The sequence below is a fragment of the Aequorivita echinoideorum genome (assembly GCF_018476645.1).
Classification (GTDB): Bacteria; Bacteroidota; Bacteroidia; order Flavobacteriales; family Flavobacteriaceae; genus Aequorivita; species Aequorivita echinoideorum.
The window spans coordinates 55,527-77,028 of sequence record NZ_JAHCTB010000005.1; the positions used below are offsets into that span (position 1 = coordinate 55,527).

The 21,502-nt window shown below is 37.3% G+C and carries 21 protein-coding genes; 12 read left to right on the top strand and 9 right to left on the bottom strand.

All coding sequences use genetic code 11. From position 1 onward, the window contains the following. Positions 1–9: 9 nt before the first annotated feature. Genes KIV10_RS11735 through KIV10_RS11750 form a run of 4 tightly spaced genes read right to left on the bottom strand, consistent with a single transcriptional unit; the run spans position 10 to position 3,247 of the window. Positions 10–693, bottom strand: coding sequence for a cell division ATP-binding protein FtsE (locus KIV10_RS11735; protein ID WP_214113948.1), 684 nt, complete (start codon positions 691–693; stop codon positions 10–12). After that, positions 675–2,009, bottom strand: coding sequence for a hypothetical protein (locus KIV10_RS11740; protein WP_214113950.1), 1,335 nt, complete (start codon positions 2,007–2,009; stop codon positions 675–677). Before KIV10_RS11740 ends, KIV10_RS11735 begins: the two co-directional genes overlap by 19 nt. Further along, entirely contained in the window at positions 1,984–2,757 is a 774-nt protein-coding gene (locus tag KIV10_RS11745; RefSeq protein WP_214113952.1) for a glycosyltransferase, read from the bottom strand. Before KIV10_RS11745 ends, KIV10_RS11740 begins: the two co-directional genes overlap by 26 nt. Before the next feature lie 22 nt (positions 2,758–2,779). Beyond that, a complete protein-coding gene (locus KIV10_RS11750) occupies positions 2,780–3,247 on the bottom strand; it encodes a tail fiber protein (protein WP_214113953.1) in 468 nt (155 codons plus the stop codon). 230 nt (positions 3,248–3,477) lie between these two features. Here KIV10_RS11750 and KIV10_RS11755 point away from each other — a divergent pair, with 230 nt between their 5' ends. Further along, positions 3,478–6,492 carry a tetratricopeptide repeat protein gene (locus KIV10_RS11755; protein ID WP_214113955.1) on the top strand — a complete coding sequence of 1,005 codons (3,015 nt, stop codon included), beginning with the start codon at positions 3,478–3,480 and terminating at the stop codon, positions 6,490–6,492. An 80-nt stretch (positions 6,493–6,572) separates the two neighbouring features. Continuing rightward, positions 6,573–8,309 (top strand): TonB-dependent receptor, encoded by a 1,737-nt coding sequence (locus tag KIV10_RS11760; RefSeq protein ID WP_214113957.1) that lies wholly within the window; start codon positions 6,573–6,575, stop codon positions 8,307–8,309. Positions 8,310–8,316: 7 nt separating this feature from the next. Here KIV10_RS11760 and KIV10_RS11765 read toward each other — a convergent pair whose 3' ends face one another. Further along, the gene (locus KIV10_RS11765) at positions 8,317–8,661 is read right to left on the bottom strand and encodes a type II toxin-antitoxin system PemK/MazF family toxin (RefSeq protein WP_214113959.1); all 345 of its coding nucleotides are present in this window, start codon (positions 8,659–8,661) and stop codon (positions 8,317–8,319) included. After that, entirely contained in the window at positions 8,651–8,881 is a 231-nt protein-coding gene (locus tag KIV10_RS11770; RefSeq protein ID WP_214113961.1) for a hypothetical protein, read from the bottom strand. The genes KIV10_RS11765 and KIV10_RS11770 overlap by 11 nt, the downstream gene beginning before the upstream one ends. A 118-nt stretch (positions 8,882–8,999) precedes the next feature. Here KIV10_RS11770 and KIV10_RS11775 point away from each other — a divergent pair, with 118 nt between their 5' ends. After that, a complete protein-coding gene (locus KIV10_RS11775; RefSeq protein ID WP_214113963.1) occupies positions 9,000–10,631 on the top strand; it encodes an amidohydrolase in 1,632 nt (543 codons plus the stop codon). Beyond that, a complete protein-coding gene (locus KIV10_RS11780) occupies positions 10,632–11,129 on the top strand; it encodes a YkgJ family cysteine cluster protein (protein WP_214113965.1) in 498 nt (165 codons plus the stop codon). 82 nt (positions 11,130–11,211) lie between these two features. On the opposite strand, the gene KIV10_RS11785 is transcribed toward KIV10_RS11780, so the two are convergent. After that, complete coding sequence (locus tag KIV10_RS11785) at positions 11,212–12,555, bottom strand: exo-beta-N-acetylmuramidase NamZ family protein (RefSeq protein ID WP_214113973.1); 1,344 nt, start codon at positions 12,553–12,555, stop codon at positions 11,212–11,214. A 9-nt stretch (positions 12,556–12,564) separates the two neighbouring features. On the opposite strand from KIV10_RS11785, the gene KIV10_RS11790 reads away from it, so the two are divergent. From KIV10_RS11790 to KIV10_RS11825, 8 genes are all read left to right on the top strand, one after another. Beyond that, positions 12,565–13,800, top strand: coding sequence for an ABC transporter permease (locus KIV10_RS11790; RefSeq protein WP_214113974.1), 1,236 nt, complete (start codon positions 12,565–12,567; stop codon positions 13,798–13,800). Between the two features lie 184 nt (positions 13,801–13,984). Then, positions 13,985–14,440: a hypothetical protein gene (locus KIV10_RS11795; RefSeq protein WP_214113976.1), complete on the top strand. Its 456-nt coding sequence runs from the start codon at positions 13,985–13,987 to the stop codon at positions 14,438–14,440. Between the two features lie 49 nt (positions 14,441–14,489). Further along, complete coding sequence (locus tag KIV10_RS11800) at positions 14,490–14,729, top strand: hypothetical protein (protein ID WP_214113978.1); 240 nt, start codon at positions 14,490–14,492, stop codon at positions 14,727–14,729. A gap of 17 nt (positions 14,730–14,746) precedes the next feature. After that, complete coding sequence (locus KIV10_RS11805) at positions 14,747–15,364, top strand: outer membrane beta-barrel protein (protein ID WP_214113986.1); 618 nt, start codon at positions 14,747–14,749, stop codon at positions 15,362–15,364. A gap of 2 nt (positions 15,365–15,366) precedes the next feature. Then, positions 15,367–15,792, top strand: a complete 426-nt coding sequence (locus tag KIV10_RS11810; protein ID WP_214113987.1) for a hypothetical protein — start codon at positions 15,367–15,369, stop codon at positions 15,790–15,792. A gap of 372 nt (positions 15,793–16,164) precedes the next feature. After that, positions 16,165–17,523 carry a pyridoxal-phosphate dependent enzyme gene (locus tag KIV10_RS11815; RefSeq protein ID WP_214113989.1) on the top strand — a complete coding sequence of 453 codons (1,359 nt, stop codon included), beginning with the start codon at positions 16,165–16,167 and terminating at the stop codon, positions 17,521–17,523. 81 nt (positions 17,524–17,604) lie between these two features. Next, on the top strand, positions 17,605–17,997 hold the full coding sequence (locus KIV10_RS11820; RefSeq protein WP_317194736.1) for a DUF202 domain-containing protein: 393 nt from the start codon (positions 17,605–17,607) through the stop codon (positions 17,995–17,997). A gap of 54 nt (positions 17,998–18,051) precedes the next feature. Continuing rightward, the gene (locus KIV10_RS11825) at positions 18,052–19,326 is read left to right on the top strand and encodes a DUF2851 family protein (protein WP_214113991.1); all 1,275 of its coding nucleotides are present in this window, start codon (positions 18,052–18,054) and stop codon (positions 19,324–19,326) included. A 7-nt stretch (positions 19,327–19,333) separates the two neighbouring features. On the opposite strand, the gene KIV10_RS11830 is transcribed toward KIV10_RS11825, so the two are convergent. Then, positions 19,334–20,551 carry a bifunctional alpha/beta hydrolase/OsmC family protein gene (locus KIV10_RS11830; protein ID WP_214113993.1) on the bottom strand — a complete coding sequence of 406 codons (1,218 nt, stop codon included), beginning with the start codon at positions 20,549–20,551 and terminating at the stop codon, positions 19,334–19,336. After that, the gene (locus tag KIV10_RS11835) at positions 20,548–21,465 is read right to left on the bottom strand and encodes a diacylglycerol/lipid kinase family protein (protein ID WP_214113995.1); all 918 of its coding nucleotides are present in this window, start codon (positions 21,463–21,465) and stop codon (positions 20,548–20,550) included. The genes KIV10_RS11830 and KIV10_RS11835 overlap by 4 nt, the downstream gene beginning before the upstream one ends. Positions 21,466–21,502: the final 37 nt, after the last annotated feature.

Consider the following 21,502-nt stretch of genomic DNA (forward strand, 5'->3'; position numbering starts at 1 on the left):
AACCACCATTTAAACCGTTTTTTGAACTACCTCAAAAATTTGGTTTTCGTCGCATTTCAGCGTTTTTGAAGGATATTTCAGCAATAATGCATAATCGTGCGTCGCCATTAAAATGGTATTTCCATTTTGGTTTATTTCCTTTAAAACTTCCATAACTTCCACGCTGGTTTGAGGGTCAAGGTTTCCGGTAGGTTCATCTGCCAGAATCAATTCCGGATCATTTAAAAGTGCCCTTGCAATAGCAACACGCTGCTGTTCACCACCGGAAAGTTGATAGGGATATTTAAAGGCTTTAGTTTTCATCCCAACTTTGTCCAAAACTTGGTTTATCTTGCTTTCCATCGCAGATTTGTCTTTCCACCCAGTTGCAGTGAGTACGAAAACCAAATTATTATGAACGGTTCTATCATTAAGCAGCTTGAAATCCTGGAATACAACGCCTAATTTTCTTCTCAGGAAAGGAATGTCTTTTTCCTTTAATGTGGCTAAATCATATCCAACAATATTTCCCTCACCCTCTTGAAGCGGAAGATCTCCGTAAAGCGTTTTCATAAAACTACTTTTCCCGGTTCCGGTTTTCCCGATTAAATAAACAAATTCGCCTTTTTCAACCGATACAGAGACATCTGAAAGAACCATATTTTCGCCTTGAAAAATGGATGCGTTTGATAATGCTAATACTGGTTGTGACATATTTTTTTATTGAAATTTAGATAAAACTGTAAGACCACAATTACCATCAATGGAAAAAATGGCATCGAAAATCTTGCATTCGAGCCAAAGGTAACCAAAGCTTGGCCAATTGAAGCGCCCAAAATTAGTAAAACACAGAATAATTCAAAGTTAAAAAGCCATCTTCGTTTCATTATTCTTATGAAGATGTGGTACCCACAAATCAATAAGAACAGGATTTTCAGAATAATTATTACAGGAAAGGTTATATATTTCCAAAGTACAAGCAGTATTTTCCGTGCTTCAAAAATTTTGAAACTGTTGTAGTTCCACAATATGCTCGTTCCCCAAAAGTCCGCCCAAGATGTTGAAACTTGTTTCAAATAATCAAGTTTGTTTTCCATAATTAAATCCCGGTTCATTGGATTTAATCGCTGTGAAAATTCAGCGACAGTAAGGGAATCCTTCTTTTTCATTTCAGTAAAAACAAACCAAATTGCCATGGCCGGATCGTGATTGTGCGCAATTAATGAATCTCTTTTTCTCACGTGAATATCCCGTATTTCAGCATATTTATCATCAGCTTTTTCTACGTAGAAAACAGTGTTTTGAGCCAAATTTCCTCCTGAAAATGAAGTAATAGATTTATATCCCGTATGGCTTTCGTTAAAGGAGGTCCAGAATGTATAGAATATTAAAAATGGAGTGCAAAAAAGAAATACACGTATGGCGTTGTGGAATATCCCTTCCTTATAATTAAGAAGAATGTAATAGATGGTAATAAATAATGGCAGAATTAAAAACATGGGCCTTACCGTAACGGTAACCATTGAAAGTATTCCAATCAAAAAAACAGCAAACAGTTTTTGTGGCCGATTGAAAAAATCTTTTTTTATCATAAACCAAATGCACGCCGTAAAGCAAAAAAGTGTCAAATTCTCAGTTAGAATGGCTCGTTCATAGAATAGTAGATGTAAAAAGATAGAAGGCACAAGACCGGCAATTAGTGAAATGCCCACATTTTTGCTTTGGTTGTAAAAAATACTGTAAAGCATCAGTGAAGTAAGAATACCTAGAATACTTTGATAAATGGTAACCAGCGAACCAGAAATATTCGCCAAAAAAATGAGAAAGGGATATCCGGGAGTCCTGTTGCCATTATAACTGCTGAAATCCCAATTTTTGATCATTTCTGCAACGTCCGTGTAATTTTCAGAATCATTAAACATACTTACGTGCCCGCCGTATGCAAGATAAATTGCCAATCGAGCAGCGATTCCAGTAATGAATAAAAATGTATAGGGATTTTTTTTAGCCTTTTCCCAAATTCTTTTCATCGTTTGTTTGCTTTTTATAGATAAGAAATAATTGATACGGAATTCTAAGCAAATCCTTGAAACGAATTTTTGAGTCGCCCATTTCTACCCAGGTTTTTAAGGGCTGTTCATACATTATTTCCTTGAGACTTTTTTTTGAATAGCGCACTTGCAGTCGGCTTATTAATTCAATATCAAAAAGCCATCGGCTTACGAAGGGTTCACTGAAAATGATTTCGGCGCAACGTTTTGTGATTAATTTTGCGCCACACTGTGTATCATATATCGGTATTTTTAAAATGGTGTTATTGACGATTGTGGCCATGATGCGCCCGGAATAATGGCGCATCTGGCTTCTTTCAATGGTAGAACCCGCTTTCTTTATTCTTGAGCCAAGAATCATTTCTCTTTTAGTATCCTCCTTCATCGCACGGTATAGATTCGTAATTTCCGTGAGAGGCGTAGAAAAATCTGCGTCAAAATAGGCAATGTTTTCAGTTTTTGGATTTTGCATTGAAAAAAGAACACCTTCCCGAATTGCTTCGGCTTTGCCCATATTTTTATCCAGATTCAATATGGTAATTGGCGTTTTTTCATTTATTGAAATACTTTCGGTTTTTATTTGATTGAGCATTTCCCTTGTTCCATCGGTACTGCCATCATTCACAAAAATGATATGCACTTGTTCCAAATTTTCCAAATATGAAAAAAATAGCTTTTTGTTGAAACGTGCAGCTTCATTATAACACGGAATGATGATATCAATCATTTACTTCTGAAAAATTTAAATATCAATCATTTCCTTTTTTCTGAACAATCTCCCGCAGTGCATCAATCTCCTTTTGTTGCTGAAGTGTGTAAATGGTGAGTTCTTCTACTTTTTTCAATAATAAAAGGTTCATTTCCTTCAATTCCATTCCATTTTCTGAAAATTCCTTTGCTGACGGTATTTCGGGCAAGTGATTATTTTCGTTTAGAAAAGCTTCCAATTCCTTCAGAGAAATCAACTCATAATGGGGCATATTATCAGAAGCTCCCTTAAAATAAGTTTCAAAAACATAATCCGGTGCCACCGCGCCATCGAGATCCACCCTAACTTCTTGGGTGTGGATTTTTCCTTTTACCGTCAAAAGTTCGTCTGGAGAATTGGTTCCAATCCCAATCTTCCCATCTTTTTCCGTAAGATTCGTAAATGGATTGCGCTGCGAATGGGCGCAAAATGATATTAAAATTGCCGCCACAAAGATTAATTGCTTCATAGTAAGGGATTTGGATTTTAAAACTTTTTTTAAAAGTACATCATTTTTTTTACGCATTTATTTTTCGCTCAATTTCTATATTTCAAAAAATACTTATTATAACTTTGAAGCGTTATCATAGCAGGAAAATTCAGCAAAAACCCGTTAATAAAACAGTTAAAAAAGTTTACAGTATCGCAAAAAGCTACCTTTTAGATTAAATACCTTTACGCCTTAAAAAACTGTAACTAATGAATAAGAATTTTCTCTTCTTTTCGCTTTTTCTATTGCTCTCATTTTCTTCATTTTCGCAGCAGACCGCGGCATTCACAAATGATTACGCTGAATTCAACCAAGCGCTGGAGCTGTATAACAACGGTCAATTTCTTGCCGCCCAAAGCCTTTTTTCAAAAATAAAGGAACAAAGCAACAATGAAACCGTACAGAGCGATTGTGCATACTATATTGCCAATGCGGCCGTGCGCCTTAATCAGCAAAATGCGGATCAATTGATGGAGGATTTTGTGGAAGAATACCCCACCAGCATCAAGCGTAATTCTGCATATATAGATGTGGCCAGTTACTATTTTGAAAATGGAAAATACAGCTACGCACAGAAATGGTACGATAAGGTGGATGCCAGTAATTTGAGCCGAAGCGAGCAGGAAAAGTATAACTTCAATATGGGATACGTTTATTTTAAGGCGAACCGTTTTGAAGAGGCAAAAAAATATTTCAACAAGGTTTCCACTTCGCAGAAATACGGCTCGCAGGCTAAGTATTATCTGGGTTTTATTGCGTATGAAGGAGACGATTACGAAGAAGCGAATAAAAATTTTGAGGAGGTAAAGGGCGAGGAGCGCTATTCTGAAGATTTGAGCTACTACCAAGCCGATATGAATTTTAAGCTCGGAAATTTCCAAAAGGCAATTGATATGGGCAAAGAGCAATTTGACCGTTCAAACCCGCAGGAAAAAAGCCAACTTTCAAAGATTATTGGTGAAAGTTATTTCAATCTTGGAAATTACGCCGAAGCCGTTCCGTATTTAAAGGAATACAAAGGAATGCGCGGCAAGTGGAACAATACAGATTATTACCAGCTTGGGTATGCGTATTACAAACAGGGCGATTACGAGAATGCTATTGGCGAATTCAACAAAATTGTGGACGGTAAAAATGCCGTCGCACAAAATGCCTATTATCATTTGGCCGAAAGCTATTTGAAACTGAATAAAAAACAGGAGGCGCTGAATGCGTTTAAAAATGCTTCAGAAATGGATTTCAGTGCAGAAATTCAAGAAGATGCATTTTTAAATTATGCCAAGTTGAGTTATGAAATTGGCAACAGTTACCAAAGTACGCCGCAGGTTTTGCTTTCCTTTATTCAGAAATACCCAAATAACGCCAATAATGAAGCGCTGAAAGATTTGTTGATTGACAGTTACATCACTTCAAAAAATTATAAGGAAGCGATGGATTTGCTTGAAAACAACAAAAATTTTGAAAATAAATTGGCGTACCAAAAGGTTGCCTTTTACCGCGGTATCGAACTCTACAATGAAAAAAACTACACTGAAGCCATTTCATTTTTTGATAAAAGTCTAAAAGAACCGCGTGACCCTAATTTTACCGCACGCGCTACATATTGGAAGGCGGAAAGCGACTACCAACTCTCAAATTTTGAAAAATCTTTGATTGGTTACAAGCAATTTCAGCAATTGCCCGGAGCGCAGAATACTTCAGAATTGGCAAACTTGAAATACAATCTTGCGTACAACCAATTCAAACTTAAAAATTACGAGGAAGCTATTTCAAATTTTAAAAGCTACGCAAATTCCTCTTCCGCAGAAAATGCCAGAAAAAAGGATGCATACCTGCGCTTGGCAGACAGTTATTTTGTAACGAGCCAGTATTGGCCGGCGATGGAAAACTACAATTCAGCCATTGAATTGGATGGTGAAAACGATTATGCACAGTTCCAAAAAGCAATTAGTTACGGCTTTGTGGACCGAAGCGAAAAGAAAATAGAGGAGTTGATTGCCTTTTCAAAAAAATATCCAAAATCCGTGTATCGCGACGATGCGCTTTATGAATTGGGAAATACATACGTCGCTCAAAATAAAAATAGCGAGGCAATTGGAGCTTACGATCAATTGATTCGAGACATCCCAAACAGCAGTTTTGTTTCAAAAGCGTTGCTGAAAAAAGCGTTGATTTATGACAATACCGGCAAAAGCAGCGAAGCTTTGGGAATTTTCAAAAAAGTGGCAAAAGATTTTCCAAATACGCCGGAAGCAATGCAGGCTGTGGCTTCAGCGAAAATAATTTATATTGACCAAGGCCAGGTTAATGAGTACGCCACTTGGGTGAAAACGCTGGACTATGTGGAAATTGGCGATACAGAATTGGATGATGATACCTATCAAGCCGCCGAGCAGCCGTATTTGGAAAACAAGCAAAGTCTGGCCCAAAGCCGTTTTGAGGATTATTTGAATCAATTCCCGAACGGCCAGCACGCGTTGCAGGCACATTTTTATTTGGGTCAAATTTATTTCAGCAATGGTAAAAATGACCAAGCCATTCCGCATTTTGAATATGTGGTGAAACGCGAGCGAAGTGAATTTACCGAACAGGCCCTTGCGCGAATTTCAGAATTGTATTTGGGCAAAAAGGATTACCAAAATGCGCTGGATTATTTAACGCGGCTGGAAGCTGAAGCAGATTTTCCACAGAACATCATTTTTGCGCAGACCAATAGTATGAAGGCTTCGTATGAATTAAAGCAATATGCGAAAGCCGTAAATTACGCTGAAAAAGTACTTCAAAATTCAAAAATTGATAATTCCATAAAAAGTGATGCGCAGGTAATTATTGCTCGCTCTGCAATGAAAACTAATAATGAGGCAAAAGCAAAAACCGCATACGCTGAAGTTGGAAAAATCGCTACAGGGCAACTTGCGGCTGAAGCGCTTTATTACGATGCATATTTCAAAAATAAGGAAGGTAATTTTGAGGCTTCAAATGCGTCTGTACAGAAATTGGCGAAGGATTTTTCGGGCTATAAATATTATGGGGCCAAAGGTTTGGTGTTAATGGCAAAAAATTTTTATGCACTGAAGGATGCCTACCAAGCAACCTATATTTTGGAAAGTGTGACCACCAATTTCACCGATTATCCGGAAGTGGTAGATGAAGCCAAAACCGAACTGTCAAAAATTAAAACTACCGAGGCAAAAACGAACGCTTCCGTAGAAACTGGAAATTAATCCATCTGTATTCACCTTCAAGGTTTTCAAAACCTTGAAGGTTTAATAAATCTAAAAAAAAAGAAAAATCAATTGATAAAATGTCAAATAAACGCATAGTTTTCATTTCAATAATAGCGATTTCAATGTTCAATTTCTCATTGTTTTCGCAAGAGAAAGAGTTGGGAACCGAAGTGGTAAACATTGTTAAACCTTACACACCCACAATTTCGGATGCTTTTAAGGTAAAGGAAACACCAAACTTGAATGACAGCATTACCACGCAAAAAAAGGAGGTGAAATACAGTATATTTTCCGTTCCGGTGGCTTCCACTTTTACGCCGGCAAAAGGAACGGCAACCAACGTGGAAAAGGCAAAGCCCATAAAATTATACGATAATTACGCCACGCTCGGTTTCGGAAATTACACCAGTGTTTTAGGCGAACTCTACAGCAATTTTGAGATTAGCCGAACAGACAATGCAGGTTTTTTCTTCAGGCACAATTCTTCGCAAGGAGATATTGATGGGGTGCGTTTGGACAATAAATATTACGACACCAGCCTTGACGGAAATTACACCAGTAGGCAAAAAGATGCAACCTACAAGCTGGATGCGGGCGTAGAGCACCAGGTTTTTAATTGGTATGGATTGCCGGAAGATTATCTAAATTTTACTGATGAAATGGTAGCAGGAATCGATCCGCAGCAAACCTATTTAAGCGGCCACGCTGGTGGAAGCATCGCCATTGATGACTCTTTCTTTGAAAAGGCTTCGGTGAATATTCGTTATCTCGGGGATTCGTTTTCTTCTTCAGAATTCAATGCTATTTTGAAACCCGAGCTTTCATTTCCTTTGGAAACTTTAACGCTGAAAATTGATGGCGATATTGATTATTTAAGTGGAAGTTTTGAAAGAAATTATGAAAATACTTCAGAAATAAACTATTCATTTTTGAACGTGGGCATTTCGCCTTCGGTGATTTTTGTGAATAATGATTTGACCTTTTCATTGGGTGTTTCGGGGTTTGTGAGCTTGGATTCAGAAAATAGTGAGACTGATTTTTCACTGTACCCAAATATTAACGCTTCCTATAGATTAGTAGATGAAATTTTGATAGTTTATGCCGGTGCCGAAGGTGGACTTCAGCAGAATACCTTTTATAATTTTAAAGAGGAAAACCCTTTTGTATCGCCCACTTTGGCAATTGCGCCTACCAAAAATCTCTATGAAGGTTTTGGCGGAATTAAAGGAAAACTTTCAAATTCTGTGGGGTATAATCTGCGCGCGGCATATGGAAAGGATGAAAATAGGGTACTTTTTCAAGCCAACCCATTAAAGGTTATTTTGCCTGATTTTAAAGGGTATGAAAACGGAAATTCATTCAATGTGGTGTATGATGATGTTAACACGCTATCTGTTTTTGGAGAATTGCAAGTTGCGGTTTCGGATAAATTTTCATTGGGCATCAATGCAAATTATTTCAATTACAGTACAGATTTACAGGCCCAAGCGTGGAATTTGCCGGATTTAAAGGCGTCCGTTTTTTCAAATTTCAACATCACCGAACAGCTTTATGGCGGTGCGTCGCTGTTTTTTGTGGGTGAAAGAAATGATTTGGTTTTTAGTAATGATCCGGTTTTGTCTGGGACAAACTTTGAGGTGACGCTGGATGCATACCTTGATGCAAATGTACATTTTGGTTACCGTTTTACGGAGCGGCTGTCTATTTTCGTGAAGGGGAGTAATCTTTTGAGCGATAATTATGAGAAATGGCTCAATTACCCAGTTCAGGGCATTCAAGGCTTGGCTGGGGCTACTTATAAGTTTGATTGGTAGATTAATATCATAAATCAAGTACAATTTTAATATTATCCTTTATTTTTTTCTGAAACTCTAATGGTAAAGCAGCTATTTTTTGAACCAGTCTTTTATTATCAATAGCCCTTATTTGATCTATTAAAATTGCACTTTCCTGTTTTAAGTTTGCAGTTCCGGCAGGTAGGTTTACCCTTAAAATCTCAGATTTTTTAAAAACTTGGGTTGTTATTGGGCAGATAATGGTTGATGTATGTGGTACATCGTTAAGCATATTATTTTGTATAACTAAAACGGGTCGGGTTTTTCCAGGTTCTGTACCAATTTGCGGATTTAAATCAGTAATCCAAATTTCAAATTGCTTAATTTTCATTTTCAAAAATTTCAAATTCTGCCATTATTTCCATTGAATTTGCAGAGACCAGCTTTGATTCTTTTTTAAGTTGATCTTCAAGCAATTTTCTTCTATGGAAATTATTGTAAAAATCAATGGCCTCATTAATATAACGGTTGCGGGGTTTTTTTAGATTTTCCAGAATTTTTTCTGTTTCTCCGAAAATAGAGTCGTCAATTTTTAGTGATACCTTTTTCATTTTTTATTTTTACCAAAAGTATATCTTTTTAGTATATCTTCAAAGTCTATTTTTATTCTGCATATATATTTTTTGCACTCCTAGACATTATCTATTTTTGCACCTCAATAAATTCAGAATGAAAAAGATACTATCACTCTTTATAGCAATCACCCTGTTTTCCTGCGCACCCGATAAAATTCCCGCAGATTTACTCATAAAAAATGCAACTATTTATACCGTAGATAAGGATTTCAGCATTGCAAATGCATTGGTGGTAAAAGACGGAAAAATTCTAGAAATTGGTCTAAAACCCGAACTTGAGCTAAAATATAAAATCGAAAAAACCTACGATGCTAAAGGGAATACGGTAGTCCCGGGATTGATAGATGCACATGCGCATCTGTACGGACTTGGATTGTCATTGCAAAATGTTGATTTGGTGGGTACCAAAAGTTTTGATGAAATTTTGGGCAAGGTGGTAGCCTTTCAAGAAGAGAAAAATGTTGATTATATCATCGGCCGTGGGTGGGATCAAAATGATTGGGAAGACAAAAGTTTTCCCACAAAAAAGGAACTCGATTCTCTCTTTCCAGATACGCCCGTAGCTTTGCAGCGTATTGATGGCCACGCATATTTGGTAAATTCCAAGGCGCTGGAACTCGCCGGAATTAATTCGAAAACAAAAATCTCTGGGGGTGAAATTGTTCTGGAAATAGGAGAGCCAAACGGAATATTGATTGACAGCCCAATGGATTTAATCGAAAAAACGTTTCCCAAGGTTACCGCGCAAGTTTCCACCGAGGCACTTTTGGAAGCCGAAAAAATTTGCTTAAAATATGGACTTACAACGGTTGATGACGCTGGACTGAATCGGGATATTATTGAATTAATAGATACCCTTCAAAAACAGGAAAAATTTAAATTGAGAATGTATGCAATGGTTAGCAACAGCCCAGAAAATGTTGGTTTTTATTTAGCGAATGGAATCTATAAAACGGATAGATTGAACGTTCGTTCATTTAAAATCTATGCGGACGGCGCTTTGGGTTCGCGCGGCGCCGCGATGCGTGAGGAATATTCAGATATGCACGGTCATTTTGGGGCAATGATTACACCGGCCGATAGTTTAGATTATTTAGCTGAAAAAATTGCAAATTCAGAATTTCAAATGAATACGCACGCCATTGGCGATTCGGCAAATATTGCAGTATTGCGGGCTTACAAAAAAGCATTGAAAGGTAAAGCGGGTAAGCGATGGAGAGTAGAGCACGCGCAAATTCTTTCGGAAGAAGATTTTGCGTATTTTGGAGAAAACATAATCCCATCCGTGCAACCCACGCACGCAACAAGCGATATGTATTGGGCGCAGGACAGAGTGGGAGCGGAGCGCATAAAGTATGCTTACGCATATAAAATGATGCTCGAAAAAGCTGGTAGAATTGCTTTGGGTACCGATTTTCCTGTTGAAAATGTGAACCCAATGTACACATTTTATGCAGCTGTGGCGCGCAAGGATTTGAATAATTACCCTGAAAATGGTTTTCAAATGAAAGATGCATTATCAAGGGAGGACGCGCTGCGCGGAATGACTATTTGGGCCGCTTATGCCAATTTTGAAGAAAAGGAAAAGGGAAGTATTGAAGTAGGAAAATTTGCGGATTTCACTATTCTTGACAAGGATATTATGAAAGTGGATGAAAATGAAATTCCCAATACAAAAGTAGTGGCGACCATCATAAATGGCGAAGTCGTTTTTGAAGCTAACTAGATGGAACAAATTCTAAAACAGCTTCCGCAGAAAGCAAGAGAGGCCGAAGCCGAAAACAAAAGATTTTTTACGAAACTAAAGAAAAAACCACCGAAGCACCTCGATACGTTGATGCAGGAATTGCACGAAGAGGAATTTCAAAAAACGGATTGCTTGGATTGCGCCAACTGTTGCAAAACTACCGGCCCGCTTTTCACGGACAAAGATATTGAGCGTATTTCAAAACATTTTCGGATGAAGCCGCAACAGTTTATTTCAACTTATTTGCGGATTGATGAAGACAAAGATTATGTGCTTCAAAGCGTTCCCTGTAATTTTTTGGGAGCCGATAATTATTGTAGCATTTATGATGTCCGGCCGAAAGCGTGCCGCGAATTTCCGCATACAGAACGAAAAAAATTCCAGCAGATTTCAAACCTTACAATGAAAAATGTCGCCATTTGCCCCGCGGCTTTTAATATTGTGGAGGAAATGAAACGAAGGGTAAATTCCAAATAACAAGTACCAAATTCCAAATAAATTCCAAAAACAAAAATCAAAAAAGAAATCACTCCCTCCCTTTGGGAGGGTCGGGGTGGGCCTATTGATATAGCAAATACTTTTGCCGAATCTTCATAAAACCCGCAAGCCCTTCTTTCCAGGAATTTCTTATTTCCTCAGCAGACATTCCACTTTCAATCTGCTTTTGAAGTTTATCCGTTCCGGCAAGTTTCACAAAAAAAGAATTGAAAAATTCCTTCTTTTTTCCATTGGCATTGTAGGCGTCAATGAGCCATTCCAAATTTATTTTGCTCAATTTCGGTTCTTTCCGAAGATCTTTTCCATTACAAAGTTGTCCTTTGAATTTTGGATCTTTTGCACCCTCATTGGATTTCGGTGTATATTCAAAGGTATATTTTGAGGTGGGCAAACTTGGGGCGCCAAAAATCTGGAATTGCATATCGGTTCCTCGACCCGCATTGATGAATGTACCTTCAAAAAAACACAGGCTCGGATACAGATTTATTGCTTGGTCATTCGGTAGGTTGGGAGAGGGTTTTATGGGCAGCGAATAAGAAGTTTGATGCGTGTAATTCTCCATTTTTATAACCGATAGTTTACATTTAGCCTTATTTTTTAACCAACCTTCTCCGTTAATCATTTGCGCGTATTCGCCAATTGTCATCCCGTGAACAACAGGAATTGGGTGCATTCCCACAAAACTTTCATTTTCCTTTTCTAAAATAGGGCCGTCAATGTAATGTCCATTCGGGTTTGGCCTGTCAAAAATGATTACCGGAATTCCAGCTTCAGCACAAGCTTCCATTACGTAATGGAGCGTGGAAATATAGGTGTAAAAACGTGCGCCAACATCCTGAATGTCGAAAACCACGACATCGATTCCTTCCAATTGTTGGGGAGTGGGTTTTTTATTATTCCCATAAAGTGAAATTAGTGGTACGCCCGTTTTTTTGTCGATGCCATCTTTCACGTGTTCGCCAGCATCTGCCGTTCCGCGAAAACCGTGCTCCGGGGCAAAAACTTTACTCACTTTTATACTGTTGTCGACCAAAAAATCAACCAAATGCGTCGTGATTTTCTTTGTGTTGTCATCTGCTGAGGTCACTTCATCAATAATTACCGAAGTCTGATTAGCAACAACACCTACATTTTTTTCGGCCAGCATAGGTATGTACAATTGCGGCTGTGCGGCACCGGTTATAATTTTATCCACGATGCTGAGTTCGCCCGTTTTAACAATTGCTTTCTTTGAATCTTCTCGATCTTTTTCCTCGGTAAAAGGTAATTTCATGGGATTGTCTGGGTTGGGTTCTTCCTGAAGCACATCAGACACCAATTTGTTTTTTTCAGTGGTCTGGCTTCCGCAGGAAAAAAATAGTGAGACTACTATTAAAACCGTATTTTTGACAATTGTTAATCCCATAATTTTTCCGTGAATTTCGAATTTTTCATCGCCCGGCGCATCATTGCTTCCAAGGACTATAAAAGTAGTATTTCGGCACCGATTATAAAAATTGCGATCACCGCAATTGCCATTGGAATTATTATGATGCTTATTTCCATTGCTACGGGCGTTGGGCTTCAAAAGAAAATCCGCGAAAAAGTTTCAGCATTCAACGGCGATATCATTATTACGAATTTTGACACTAATTTTTCAAACGATTCGCAAAATCCCATTTCAAAAAACCAACCATTTTATCCTAATTTCAAAAATGTTGATGGAATAAAACACGTTCAGGTTACTGCTTCAAAAGGTGGCGTAATCCGTACCGAAACCGATTTTGAAGGTGTGGTGGTGAAAGGTGTGGGAGATGATTACGATTGGAGCGCTTTTAAGGATTTTTTGGTGGAAGGAAAATTACCTGATTTTAGTGGCGATTTGAATGAAGACATTTTGATTTCAGAATATTTGGCGAATAGGCTTCAATTGAAATTGGGTGATAAAGTGACCACTTTTTTCTTAAATGATGAGGTTTCAAAAACGCCCAGAAGCCGCGGATTTGTTATCGTTGGAATTTACAATAGCGGCTTTCAACAGTTTGATGAACAATTCATTATTACAGACATTCGCCACATCCAGCGTTTGAATAAATGGGAGGATGACCAAATTGGTGCTTTTGAAGTTTTTGTAAATGATTTTGATCAAATAATTCCAATAGGAAATGCCGTTTATAACGAAACGGAAAGTACGCTTGATACACAGACCATCCGCGACAAGTATGCTTCTATTTTTGAATGGCTGGATCTGTTTGATTTTAATATTGTAATGATTATTGGTATTATGATTTTGGTCGCAGGCATCAATATGATTACTGCACTTTTGGTTTTGATTTTGGAACGTACCCAAATGATTGGAATCTTGAAGGCGCTGGGCAGCAGCGACTGGAGCGTGCGAAAAGTGTTTCTTTATAACGCAATGTATTTAATTGGCGTTGGCCTCTTTTGGGGAAATTTGATTGGCATTGGGTTATTGCTAATTCAAAAATATGGCAAGTTTTTCCCGCTGAACCCAGATACATATTATGTTAATGAAGCCCCGGTTTACTTGAGTTGGGATTACATTTTACTTTTGAATTTTGGAACTTTTTTGCTTTGTCTTTTAATGCTTTTAATCCCTTCGTTTATTATTTCAAAAATTTCTCCGGTGAAGGCTATTCGGTTTGAGTAACTTAGCAAGTCCTATAAAGGTTTTAAAATCTTTTATAGCTTTTTTAAGTTTCCAATACATAGCTTCCTGTTAAAATCAAATTTTTACTCATAAAATTTTTTTGTTCGTTTTTTTTTTTTCTTTATAAACTTTAAAGTTGTTGATTTACATTTAACTAATAAATTTTAACCTTAAAATTTTTATCATGAAAATATTTTTATCTTATTTTTTTACTTTCCTAACTTTCTTCTACACTTTTATTTCGTGTGCTCCAGAAAAAGAAAATTCTTTAGAAAACATTAAGGACTATTCAGTCGAGGCTTCGCATTTAGATTATAATCAAGAATCTAAGAATAATGATTATACATTACTGGCTGAAGAGTATATTGCGAGTATTGATATTTTACAAAGTCATTTTAATGATCCAAATAATTCTTTACCTGAAGAGTTTGATCAAGCTGCCGTTGATTATTTTACCGTTCTGCTTGGATATGGACAAGGAGAACTTTCTTCGGAATTTGTCAATAATGTCATAGAGAAAATGGGTATAGTGAATGAACAAGGTGTTCGGGCTGTACTCGATGATTATGATTTAGAGGAGTTTACTGTAACATCTATAGAAACTATAGCGACTGGCCAACCAATTAAACGATCTATTTAATAATCCTAATTACCTTCTCTTAGATCAAGATGAAAAAGATCTATTAAATATGGCAAATACTATACTTCAAGCGGAGCTTAATCAAGGAAGAAGTTATAATAATTCCAATAATACCCATGGAATAGATGCGGGTTTTGTAGAGCTCAATCAAGCTAGAAGTTGCACTGGTGGCGGAAGTGCTGGGTTTGTGGTTGGAGTTTTGTTGGGTGCTACAGTTTGTTTACTTTGCGCACTTGGTGCTGGATTAATAGGTTGGGGATTAGGCTGTGGAATTGGCGGGGGTAAGTAATAATAAATAAAAGAATCATGAAATTATACATATTTATATTTTGCGGTCTAATAACAAGCATATTTTATGCACAAGAACAACCCTCAAATCTTGATAAAAATGGGGAATGGTTTGTTAATAGTTATTTCGGAACTGTGACCATTGAAGCAGAGGATTCTTTTAAAGTAAATGGAAATGTTGCTGGAGGAACTGTAGGAAGAGAGTTTATTTTAAATGAAAATTTTTCATTGCTTACGGGAATAGAACATTTGAGATCTTGGACTGACTTTCAAAATCAAAATCAACAAATTTTTCTTAAAAATAATTATATTAAAATTCCCATAAATTTTAAACTTGGATATTTATTTTCAGAAAAAACCTCGGCATTTGCAGAAGTAGGTGTTTATGGAGGTTATCTTTATACTTCTAAAGTTGAAATAATTTCCGAAAATTTTGAAGATAGGGAAAAAGGATTGGGATTCAATTTTGGTTTACATGCTGGTGTTGGGATCAAGCACCAGCTAAATGAGTATTTCAGCATGTCATTGGGTTTTATCTCACAGGGTGATTTTGCCACAACTTTTGATGATGATACACCAGAATATAAATTATCTGATTTATATGCGTATCGCTTAAGCGCATGGGTAAAACTATAAATATGGGCTTTCGAAATATTTTTGCATTGGGGTTGTGCATAAGCACAGCCCTTTTTTCATGTAAGGGTAAGCACTCTTATGAAGATATTTTAAAAAATGAAAATATATATCTCGTTTTTCGAGGTACAGCCACTAAAGAGGGTTTTCTTTCTAAAGAATTTAATTTAAAAAATCCTAAACCCTCACATGTGGGCATTGCAGTATTTGATAATAGTTGGAAAATTTATCACGTTTTGAATTCACCGTCAAATATCTCTGCTTTAAAAATGGAAACATTTAACAAATTTTTGAACACTGATGAGATGAAAATCTTAAATGCAAGTGTATGGGAGATAAAAAATATCAGCAAATCCCAAAGGAAACTAATTAAAAATGAACTAAACAAACTGGAATCAAAAATTGTAATCTTTGACCGGGCTTTTTATTAGATAACGGTCCGTTTAACCTGTACTGTTCTGAATTGGTCAATGATATACTACATAAAACAGATGCAAAGAGATTTAATTTTGAAATAAAGACCTCGAAATTAAAACCTGTGTATTCAAAATTTCTTCGGAGAGATTCTTTAAAATATTACCCTGTTGATGTTTTTCAATATAACGAAAACATAAATCTTATAAAAGATTGGGATTTCGATTAATTTTATTCAATATATAAATATTTCTCCAGTCAAGGCAATTCGGTTTGAGTAAATTGTAAAAAAAAGCGAAGCAATCTTTTGAATTTGGCTTAAAGAATTCATAATTCATAATTCTGAATTCAAAATTAAGAATGCTACCTTTGCCCATCTAAAATTTGTTATGGAATACGCAGAAAATATACTAGGTACCATTGGTAACACACCCATGGTGAAAATCAATAAAATAATTGGAGATATCCCTGCTTTGGTGCTCGCTAAATATGAAACTTTCAATCCTGGAAATTCAGTAAAAGATAGAATGGCCGTAAAAATGATTGAGGACGCCGAGGCTGATGGCAGGCTGAAACCCGGCGGGACCATCATCGAGGGAACTTCTGGAAATACGGGAATGGGCCTTGCACTTGCCGCAATTGTGAAAGGGTATAAAATGGTGTGCGTAATCAGTGATAAACAGAGCAAGGAAAAGATTGATATTCTAAAAGCCGTGGGAAGCAAGGTTGTGGTTTGTCCCACGAACGTTGCCCCCGAGGACCCGCGTAGTTATTATTCCACTTCAAAAAGGCTGGCTGAGGAGACACCCAATAGTTGGTATGTAAATCAATATGATAATCTCAGCAATACCAAAGCCCATTACGAAAGCACGGGTCCAGAAATCTGGAAACAGACCGATGGTAAAGTCACGCATTTTGTGGTAGGCGTGGGTACAGGAGGAACCATAAGCGGCGTTGGGAAATATTTAAAGGAAAAAAACCCGGACGTAAAAGTTTGGGGTGTGGATACCTACGGAAGCGTTTTCAAAAAATATCACGAAACAGGAATTTTTGACGAAAATGAAATCTATCCATACATCACCGAAGGAATCGGGGAGGATATCCTTCCCAAAAACGTTGATTTCAGTGTGATTGATGGGTTCGTAAAAGTAACGGATAAAGATGCTGCAATCTATACCCAGAAACTTGCAAAAATGGAAGGTTTCTTTTTGGGTAATTCTGCTGGAGCGGCCATAAAGGGCCTACTTCAATTAAAAGATAAATTCAAAAAAGATGATGTGGTCGTTGTGCTTTTTCACGATCACGGAAGCCGTTATGTGGGTAAAATGTATAATGACGAATGGATGCGCGAACGTGGTTTTGTGGAAGATGAAGCGAAAAATGCTTCAGATTTAATTCAGGATCACGCTGATAAACCGCTCATTACCGTTAAAACTGAAGAGTTGGTGGGCCACGCCATCGAGCGTATGAAAAAGTATCACATTTCCCAAATTCCTGTGGAAGATACTTCGGGGTTTGTGGGGTCACTGGACGAAACGGGATTGCTCAGAAAATATTTGGAAAATAAAAATATTGCGGAGCTTTCCATAAAAGATGTGATGCACAAGCCATTTCCAATCGTAAAAAAAAGTACGCCCATTGAAGAAATTTCAAAATTGATACATAAGGATAACAATGCGGTTTTGGTAAATTTGGGCGAGGATAAATATCATATTATTACGAAACACGATATTATTAGGGCGCTGTAAATTAAAATTATTGATTTAACCAAAAGCCAAAACTCAATAGCCAAAAGCAAAAAGCCAATAGCCAAAAATCCAAACACAACAATGATGCAAAAGGATGCAAAGAAATTATTTCGGTTTTTGCGCACCAAGCCGGTGCCGGCAAATACGAATGAAATCTTGGCACTGGAGCGTACCAAGCTTGCCAACGAGCGCACGTTGCTTTCGTACATTCGGTCATCACTTTATTTGCTATTGGGCGGTATTGGTCTTCTTCAATTAAAGGATTTTGAGAGAATCAATTGGTTGGGTTACGTAGCACTTGTCGTGTGCGTCATATTTCTCGCCGTAGGCATTTTTAGGTATGTATTGCTCTATCGCCGACTGTATAAATGGAATCGTGTTCTTTTTGCAAATTCAATTACGGATAAGGTAGAAAAACAAGCGAAAAAAAATGAAGTTGATAAAAATGAAGCTAAATCTATAGAAAAAGAATAGTTTTAACTACCTTTGCTCATTCCCCACGGATAACTCCCCTGTTATACATTCGATATGAAAGAAGATTTTCTACATTATGTGTGGAAATTTCAAGTATTCGGTGCATCGGGATTAACGACGGCTGATAAGGAAATTCTACAAATTATTCATCCGGGAAGCCACAACAGCAATGCGGGCCCCGATTTTGTCAATGCCCAGATTGTACTTGGCGCACAGCATTGGGCTGGAAATGTTGAAATTCACCTAAAATCTTCAGATTGGTATGCGCACAAGCACGAAATTGATTCTGCCTACGAAAATGTCATTCTTCATGTAGTCTGGCAGCACGATGCGGAGATTTATAGGAAAGATGGGTCCGTAATTCCCACATTTATATTGAAAAATTATTTGCAACCGCATACGCTGCAAATGTATTCGAAACTTTTTGCGAAGGGAAATTTGTGGATGAACTGCGAAAATGATTTTCCGGGAATTGATACCTTTTTGATTGAAAATTGGTTGGAGCGACTGTATTTTGAAAGACTTCAGGAAAAGCAAGGATTTATTCTGCAGGAATTGAAAGAATCACAGAATCACTGGGAATCCCTGCTTTTTAGAATGCTTTGTAGAAATTTTGGGCTCAAGGTAAACGGAACATCGTTTCTCAGCATCGCAAAATCACTGGATTTTTCAATTGTAAAAAAATGTATGCAGGATACGTTAGAACTTGAGGCATTACTTATGGGTCAGGCGGGACTTTTTGAAAAAGACTTGGAAGATTGGTATTTTTCATCGCAAAAAAAGCGGTACGATTACCAAAAGCGTAAGTATAATTTGGATAATGCCCACGTTATAAAACCTATTTTTTTTAGACTTAGACCGCCCAATTTCCCCACATTAAGGCTATCGCAATTAGCCGTGTTGTATGCTGAACGACAAAATCTTTTTCAGGAAATTATTGAAGTGAAAAAACTGGAAGAATTTTATGATATTTTTAAAGTAGCCGCAAATGAATATTGGGATACGCATTTTAATTTTGGACTTTCCACAATGAGCCGTAAAAAGTGGTTCTCCAAAAGTTTTGTTGATTTGTTGGTTATCAATACCATTATCCCATTGAAATTCTGCTATGCTGAAAAAATGGGGACAGATGTTACAGAAGAAATAATTGCGCTTTCCACGGAAATAGCTTCCGAAGATAATAAGATCATAAAAAAGTTCAATTCATTGAAACCAATCGCGCGGAGTGCACAACAATCGCAAGGACTTTTGCAAATGAAACATTTTTATTGCGATAAAAATCGGTGTTTGCATTGTGCAGTGGGAAATTCTTTGCTTAGGCGGGGGTGATGTAAATCTAACGCTCCAAAAGACTTGTCACAACTTGTGTTTTAGTGATTAAAGTACGGTGTACTGGGCATTTGTCCGCAATTTCCAATAACCGCTTTTTCTGTTTTTCATCCAAATTTCCTTCAAAATAAATCTCACGTAAAAAAGTATCAATTTTGGAGGCGGAATCTTCACAATTTTCGCAGTCCAGTGCGTGATCTTTATTATAATTTACGTGGACTTCCACATTTTTTAAATCCCATTTTTTTCTTTTCGCATACATTTGGATGGTCATAACGGTGCAGGACGCCAGTCCCGCCGATAAAAATTCATAAGGAGAAGGCCCAAAATTATTTCCTCCGAATGTCTCAGGTTCATCTGCAACCAAATAATGATTTCCCAATTTTAAGTTGGTACTATAGCCATCTTCCGCATCAAGACTCGCGGCTACGCTTCGTTTGGTGGAAAGATTTACCTCTTCATTTATTTCGACATAATGCGTAGCCCACCCAGCAATTACGCTTCCTATATATTTAGAGTCTTCTTTATTTGAAATTAAATGGTCAACGCCATTGAGGGAAATAAAACTTTTCGGGTGGTGCGCGTTTTTATAAATTTCTTCCGCGTGATGAATTCCTACCGTGGTATCTTGCGGAGAATGCAGAATCAAAAGTGCCTTTTTGAAGTCGCGAACAACATTTAACAGTGATTTGGATTCAATATCTTCCAGAAATTGCTTTTTGATTGTGAATTCCCTTCCGCCAAGGTTCACTAATGCCTTTCCATTTTGTGTGATTTCCTCTCGATTACTTCGCAACATATTGGTTACATGTGAAGGATCACTGGGTGTATTAATGACCGCAACCGCTTTGATGGAAGGTAACTTTGAAGCGGCAAAAATTGCGGCAGCACCTCCAAGTGAATGCCCAATCAAAAGGGTGGGAGCGCTAAATTCTTTTTCCAAAAACGCGGCTGCCGCGATAAGATCATCCACATTTCCTGAAAAATTTGTGTTTTCAAAATCTCCTTCACTTTCCCCCAGACCAGTAAAATCAAAACGTAAAACTCCAAATCCTTCCGCGGCGAGGGCCCGACTTATATTTTTTACTGCTATAAGATTTTTGTTGCAGGTAAAACAATGTGCAAAAATCACAAAGTTATGCGGATGCCTGTCTAAAGGTAATTCCAGGCGGCCAGCCAAATTTTCATCATTTTTGTTTTGGAATGAGACTTTGTTTAAATTCATTGATTATCTTTTGTGTAATTATGCATCTCGCAGTATTCCTGTGGGACGGCCATCAATAAACTTTTGGGTTTCACTGCGGCAGTAATTTCGCTTACTTCTCCTAAAAATTCACCATCTATTTGAAATGATACTTTCTTTTTTGTGGAAATTATGGCCTTTTTTGTTGAAATGATATCCACGAATTCTGATGACATTTCAGGATTGTCCTGCAATGTTTTTAAAATTTCAATAAAATCCAGATTTTTAAAAATGAGGATTTCAAAAATACCGTCATTTATTTTTCCCTTCGGATTTATATTGGCGCCGGTACCAAATTTATTCGCGTTGGCAATAGCCAATAAAATCCCCGATTTTTCGAAAGTTTCATTTTCGGTTTGAATAGAGAAATCATATGGCCCTCCAGAATTAATGATGGTAGGAATTGATTGAAGAAAATAACCAAGTTTGCCACGAATGTTGGAACTTTCATAGTTTTTCACCAATTCTGCATTCATACCTAAGTCCGCAATATGCAAACAGATTTTATCATTGATAATTAGCGTGTCTACCTTCAACAAACAATCTGAAAAGGCGACTTCAATCTGTTCTTCCACGGTTTCTGGAATTTCAAAATTGACGGCCATTCCATTCGCGGAACCAGCCGGAATTATTCCCATAACTATATTCGAATTCCGTAAACATTGCGCAACCAGAGATATGGTTCCGTCTCCACCTGCGACCAAAACACGTTCAGGATGGTATTCTTTCAAAATATCTTGTATCTGCGAAACATCGTCCCCGCCTGTGGTTTCAAAAATTTTAAGGGAATATCCACGTTGCGCGGCTTCATAATCTACGCCTTCAATAATATGGTCTTTTTCAGAATCTCCGGCTATTGGGTTGACTATAAGCAGGATATAACTTTTTGATTTCATTAGTAGATATTGATTTTAAAATTAATTATTTTGGAAA